This is a genomic window from Pseudomonas sp. NPDC089918, assembly GCF_050280605.1.
GTDB lineage: Bacteria > Pseudomonadota > Gammaproteobacteria > Pseudomonadales > Pseudomonadaceae > Aquipseudomonas.
Genome location: NZ_JBNNVP010000087.1, coordinates 1 through 5,586 on the forward strand (window position 1 = coordinate 1; position 5,586 = coordinate 5,586).

General features: G+C 58.1%; 3 protein-coding genes and 2 pseudogenes. 1 reads left to right on the forward strand and 4 read right to left on the reverse strand.

Translation table 11 applies throughout. From position 1 onward, the window contains the following. The 4 genes and pseudogenes from sucC to ACQKPC_RS30020 all read right to left on the reverse strand — a co-directional run. Positions 1-975 (reverse strand): ADP-forming succinate--CoA ligase subunit beta (gene sucC, locus ACQKPC_RS30005; protein ID WP_427628291.1); only part of this gene is annotated, 975 nt, incomplete at its 3' end. 195 nt (positions 976-1,170) lie between these two features. Next, positions 1,171-2,607 carry a dihydrolipoyl dehydrogenase gene (gene lpdA / locus ACQKPC_RS30010; protein WP_008013855.1) on the reverse strand — a complete coding sequence of 479 codons (1,437 nt, stop codon included), beginning with the start codon at positions 2,605-2,607 and terminating at the stop codon, positions 1,171-1,173. A 110-nt stretch (positions 2,608-2,717) separates the two neighbouring features. Continuing rightward, on the reverse strand, positions 2,718-3,935 hold the full coding sequence (gene odhB, locus ACQKPC_RS30015) for a 2-oxoglutarate dehydrogenase complex dihydrolipoyllysine-residue succinyltransferase (protein ID WP_427628292.1): 1,218 nt from the start codon (positions 3,933-3,935) through the stop codon (positions 2,718-2,720). Between the two features lie 42 nt (positions 3,936-3,977). Then, positions 3,978-5,498, reverse strand: a pseudogene (locus tag ACQKPC_RS30020) (2-oxoglutarate dehydrogenase E1 component); the annotation flags it as partial. On the opposite strand from ACQKPC_RS30020, the pseudogene ACQKPC_RS30025 reads away from it, so the two are divergent. After that, positions 5,492-5,586: pseudogene (locus ACQKPC_RS30025) on the forward strand (hypothetical protein); the annotation flags it as partial. The pseudogenes ACQKPC_RS30020 and ACQKPC_RS30025 overlap by 7 nt on opposite strands.

Genomic DNA, 5,586 nt, shown 5'->3' on the forward strand with positions numbered 1-5,586 from the left:
GGCGGCCATTAGCATCGGGAAATTCCACGGAATAATGGCCCCGGCGACCCCCATCGGCTCCTTGCGCTTGAACGCTTCGGTAACGCGTTCTTTGGTAGCACCGCCGCCCACGTCGAGGAAGTTGGCTGGTTTGCCGCCATGCAGGTTGACGATGTCCATGGTACCCATGGCCAGGCCAGCACCGTTGACCATGCAACCGATGTTGCCTTCCAGTGCTACGTAGTTCAGTTCGAACTTGGCAGCGTGCGCTTCGCGCGGATCGTCTTGCGACGGATCGTGGAAAGTCTTCAGCTTAGGCTGACGGTACATGGCGTTGGCGTCGATGTTGATCTTGGCGTCGAGGCAATGCAGATCGCCGTCAGCCTTGATCACCAGCGGGTTCACTTCCAGCAGAGCCAGGTCGTGATCCTTGAACAGCTTGGCCAGACCTACGAAGATCTTGGCGAACTGAGCAACTTGCTTGCCTTCCAGACCCAGCTGGAATGCCAGCTCGCGACCCTGGAATGGCTGAGCGCCAACCAGTGGATCGATAGTGGCCTTGAGGATTTTCTCAGGGGTGTCGTGAGCGATTTTCTCGATGTCCACGCCACCTTCGGTGGAAGCCATGAACACGATGCGACGGCTCGAACGGTCAACGACAGCGCCCAGGTACAGCTCTTTAGCGATATCAGTGCACGATTCAACCAGGATCTTGGTGACTGGCTGGCCATTGGCATCAGTCTGGTAAGTCACCAGACGCTTGCCCAACCACTGTTGAGCGAATGCTTTGGCGTCTTCTTTGCTGCGAACCAGCTTTACGCCGCCCGCTTTACCGCGACCACCAGCGTGGACCTGGGCTTTGACAACCCACTCGGTGCCGCCGATTTTGTCGCAAGCTTCTGCTGCTGCTTCCGGGGTGTCTACTGCGTAGCCGGTGGAAACTGGCAGGCCGTATTCAGCGAACAGCTGCTTACCCTGATACTCGTGAAGATTCATGCTTATTACCGTCTTCGTTAGGTACTGCGCATTCGGTGCTGCACCGTTGTGGTGCCGCACCACCTGTGACTGCTGCTTGCGTAGCTTTCCAGTTACCCCGGTGCAGCTACGCAAGACTGCGTCCAGCGGACATTCCGCGGTGAGTCTTGCATGCAAGGCTCACGACGGGCCGTACCGCCGTGGTTTCTTATTGTCTTAACGCTTCTTGCGGTTGGCGATGTGGATGGCGCCGCCATTCACAGCCAAAGCTGCTTCGTGCAAGGCTTCAGACAGGGTCGGATGGGAGAAAACCATCATGCCCAGGTCTTCAGCGCTGGTGCCGAATTCCATACCGATCGCGCCCTGCTGAACCAGTTCTGCAGCGCTCGGGCCAATCACGTGGACGCCCAATACGCGGTCAGTCTTGGCATCGGCAATGACTTTCACGAAACCGCCGGTGTCGTTGGCTGCCATGGCACGGCCACTGGCTGCGAACGGGAAGGTGCCAACGTTAACTTCAACGCCTTCAGCCTTCAAGGTCTGCTCGGTTTTGCCGACCCATGCGATTTCCGGGTGAGTATAAATAACTGACGGGATCAAGTCATAGTTCATCTGGGCTTTGTGGCCCTTGATGCGCTCGACGACCATGATGCCCTCTTCCGAAGCCTTGTGTGCCAGCATCATGCCGCGAACCACGTCACCGATGGCATAAACGCCCGGTACGGTGGTGGCGCAGTGATCGTCAACGTGCACGAAACCGCGCTCGTCCAGGGTCACACCGCAATCGGCAGCCAGCAGATCAGTGGTCACCGGACGGCGACCAACGGCTACGATCAGCTTGTCGAAAGTGATGTTCTGTTCGCCGTTGGCATCGGTGTAGTTCACAACGACTTCGTTGCCGTTCACTTTGGAACCGGTAACGCGAGCACCCAGCTTGATGTCCAGACCTTGTTTGGTCAGGGTTTTCAGCGCTTCCTTGGAAACGGCAGCGTCAGCGGCCATCAGGAAGGTGTCCAGTGCTTCAAGAACAGTCACTTCTGCGCCCAGACGGGACCAGACCGAACCCAGTTCCAGACCGATCACGCCAGCGCCAATCACGCCCAGACGTTTTGGAACCGATTGGAATTCCAGCGCGCCAGTCGAATCGACGATCACATTCTGGTCGACCGGAGCCGGTGGAATGTCGATCGGACGCGAACCTGGAGCCAGGATCACGTTCTCGGCCTCAATGATTTCTACCGAACCGTCAGGCTTGGTGACTTCGACTTTCTTGCCGGCCAGCAGTTTGCCGTGGCCCTGGATCGAGGTCACACCGTTGGCCTTGAACAGGGTGGCAACACCCGAGGTCAGGCCTTTGACGATGTTGGCTTTACGGCCGACCATTGCTGGCACGTCCATGGTCACGCCAGCGTGGTTGATACCGTGGATCGCGAAGCCGTCTTGGGCTTCGTGGAACTTCCAGGAGCTGTCCAGCAGCGCCTTGGATGGAATGCAGCCGACGTTCAGGCAAGTACCGCCGAGGGCCAGTTTGCCTTCCTTGTCGGTGTATTTCTCGATGCAGGCAGTGGAGAGGCCCAGTTGCGCTGCTTTAATGGCAGCCACGTAGCCGCCAGGGCCCGCGCCAATCACTACCACGTCGAATTTCTGAGTCATGTGTCATTCCTTCTCGAATCAAACCGGACGGCCCCTTTTGAGGACCGTCGTGGGACGAAGCTGGTCATTACAGAAGGGCCGTCCATCACTGAGCGGCCCGTGCAACGAAATCAGATATCCAGCAGCAAACGAGCCGGGTCTTCCAGCAGGTTCTTGATGGTAACCAGGAAGGTCACAGCTTCTTTGCCGTCGATCAAACGGTGATCGTAGGACAGAGCGAGGTACATCATCGGACGGATAACGACTTGACCGTTGATCGCCATAGGACGCTGCAGAATGTTGTGCATGCCCAGGATGGCCGCTTGTGGCGGGTTGACGATCGGAGTCGACATCATCGAACCGAAAGTACCACCGTTGGTGATGGTGAACGTACCACCGGTCATTTCGTCCATCGACAGCTTGCCGTCACGAGCCTTCTTGCCGAAGGTGGCGATGCCGCCTTCGATTTCAGCCAGGCTCATCAGTTCGGCGTTACGCAGAACCGGTACAACCAGGCCGCGGTCGCTGGAAACAGCAACACCGACGTCAGCGTAGCCGTGGTAAACGATGTCGGCACCGTCGATCGACGCGTTAACAGCCGGGAAGCGTTTCAGTGCTTCGGTGGCCGCTTTCACGAAGAACGACATGAAGCCCAAACGCACGCCGTTATGGCTCTTCTCAAAGAGATCCTTGTACTTCGAACGCAACGCCATGACTTCGGTCATGTCGACTTCGTTGAAAGTGGTCAGCATCGCCATGTTCGATTGAGCTTCAACCAGACGCTTGGCGACGGTGGCCCGCACGCGGGTCATCGGTACGCGCTTCTCGATGCGATCGCCGGCAGCGAACACTGGAGCAGCAGCGGCAGGCGCAGCAGCCTTGGCAGGCGCGGCAGCCGAAGCGGCTTTCTTGGCAGCTACAGCGGCAACAACGTCTTCCTTGGTCACACGACCGCCTTTGCCAGTGCCGGCAACGGAAGCGATGTTAATGCCGTTTTCTTCAGCCAGCTTGCGAGCAGCCGGTGCAGCAACAGGATCGTCTTCGCCCACTTCGGCAGGAGCAGCGGCAGCAGCAGGTGCAGCAGCGGCGGCTGGAGCAGCGGCGGCAGCACTGCCCTCACCGATGGAGCCCAGAACTTCGTCGGACAGAACGGTGTCGCCTTCGTTCTTGACGATAGCGCCCAGCACGCCATCAGCGGTGGCCAACACTTCCAGTACGACTTTGTCGGTTTCGATGTCGACGATCAGTTCGTCACGCTTGACGGCGTCGCCCGGTTTTTTGTGCCAGGTGGCAACGGTGCCATCGGCAACCGATTCCGGGAAAGTGGGGGCTTTGATTTCGATAGCCATTATCTGTGGGTCCTTAAATTCGGTTTCAGGTGCGCGAAGGCGTTAAACAGTAAAGGCGTCTTGCAGCAGTTGTTCCTGCTGCTCAGCGTGCATCGATGCATAACCACAAGCAGGTGCAGCAGAAGCATCACGGCCCGCGTACTCAAGTACGAGAGACTTGTCGTGATTGCCAACGATGCGGCGCATGTGGTGTTGGCTGCAGTACCAGGCACCCTGGTTCATCGGCTCTTCCTGACACCAAACGATATGTTTGAGGTTGGTGTACGGAGCCAGGACTTCGTTCAAGTCGTCCTCAGGGAATGGGTACAGCTGCTCGATACGCACGATGGCGATGTCATCACGACCTTCGGCACGGCGTTTTTCCAGCAGGTCGTAGTAGACCTTGCCGCTACACAGAACAACGCGCTCGACCTTTTTCGGGTCCAGGGCATCGATTTCCGGGATAACGGTCTGGAACGAACCTTCGGCCAGATCTTCCAGGGTCGAGATGGCCAGTTTGTGACGCAGCAGCGACTTCGGAGTCAGGACGATCAACGGCTTGCGCAGCGGGCGAATCACCTGACGACGCAGCAAGTGGTAGATCTGAGCCGGCGTAGTCGGTACGGCTACCTGAATGTTGTGCTCGGCGCACAGCTGCAGGTAACGCTCCAGACGAGCCGAAGAGTGCTCCGGACCCTGACCTTCATAACCGTGCGGCAGCAGCATCGTCAGACCGCAGAGACGACCCCACTTGTGCTCGCCACTGGTGATGAACTGGTCGATAACCACTTGGGCACCGTTGGCGAAGTCGCCGAACTGGGCTTCCCAGATCACCAGCGCCTCAGGCGTGGTGGTCGAGTAACCGTATTCGAACGCCAGCACGGCTTCTTCGGACAGGAACGAATCGTACAGGTCGAAACGTGGCTGGCCCTTGTACAGGTTTTGCAGCGGGACGTAGGTACCCGCGTCTTTCTGGTTGTGCAAGACAGCGTGACGGTGCGAGAACGTACCGCGACCGATGTCCTGACCCGTCATGCGAATCGGGTGACCTTCGAACGCCAGGGTCGCGTACGCCATGGTTTCGGCGTAACCCCAGTTGATCGGCAGGCCGCCGGCTTGCATTTTCTGACGGTCTTCGTAGATTTTCGAGACCTGGCGCTGAACCACGAAGCCTTCCGGAATTTCCAGCAGCTTGGCGGACAGTTCCTGCAAGGTTTTCAGATCGAAGCGAGTGTCGTGACGCGCGGTCCAGGCGTGGCCCAGATACGGACGCCAGTCCACGAACAACTCTTTGTTCGGCTCTTTGACCAGGCTTTTTACCACATGCAGGCCGTTGTCCAGCGCATTGCGGTATTCGTCGACTTTCGCCTGAACACGCTCTGCGTCCAGCACACCGCCCTGGGTCAGACGATCGGCATACAGCTCACGGGTGGTGCGCTGTTTGGTGATCTGCTGATACATGATTGGCTGGGTGCCGCTTGGCTCGTCGGCCTCGTTGTGACCGCGACGACGGTAGCAGACCAGGTCGATCACCACGTCACGCTTGAACTGCATGCGGTAGTCGATGGCCAGCTGGGCTGCAAACCAAGTACAACCTGACGTATTTGTTTATCAGCCATGACCTGGCTGTCGTCAAAGCGCTGAGCCACCAGCTGATGGTGGTCAAGCATGG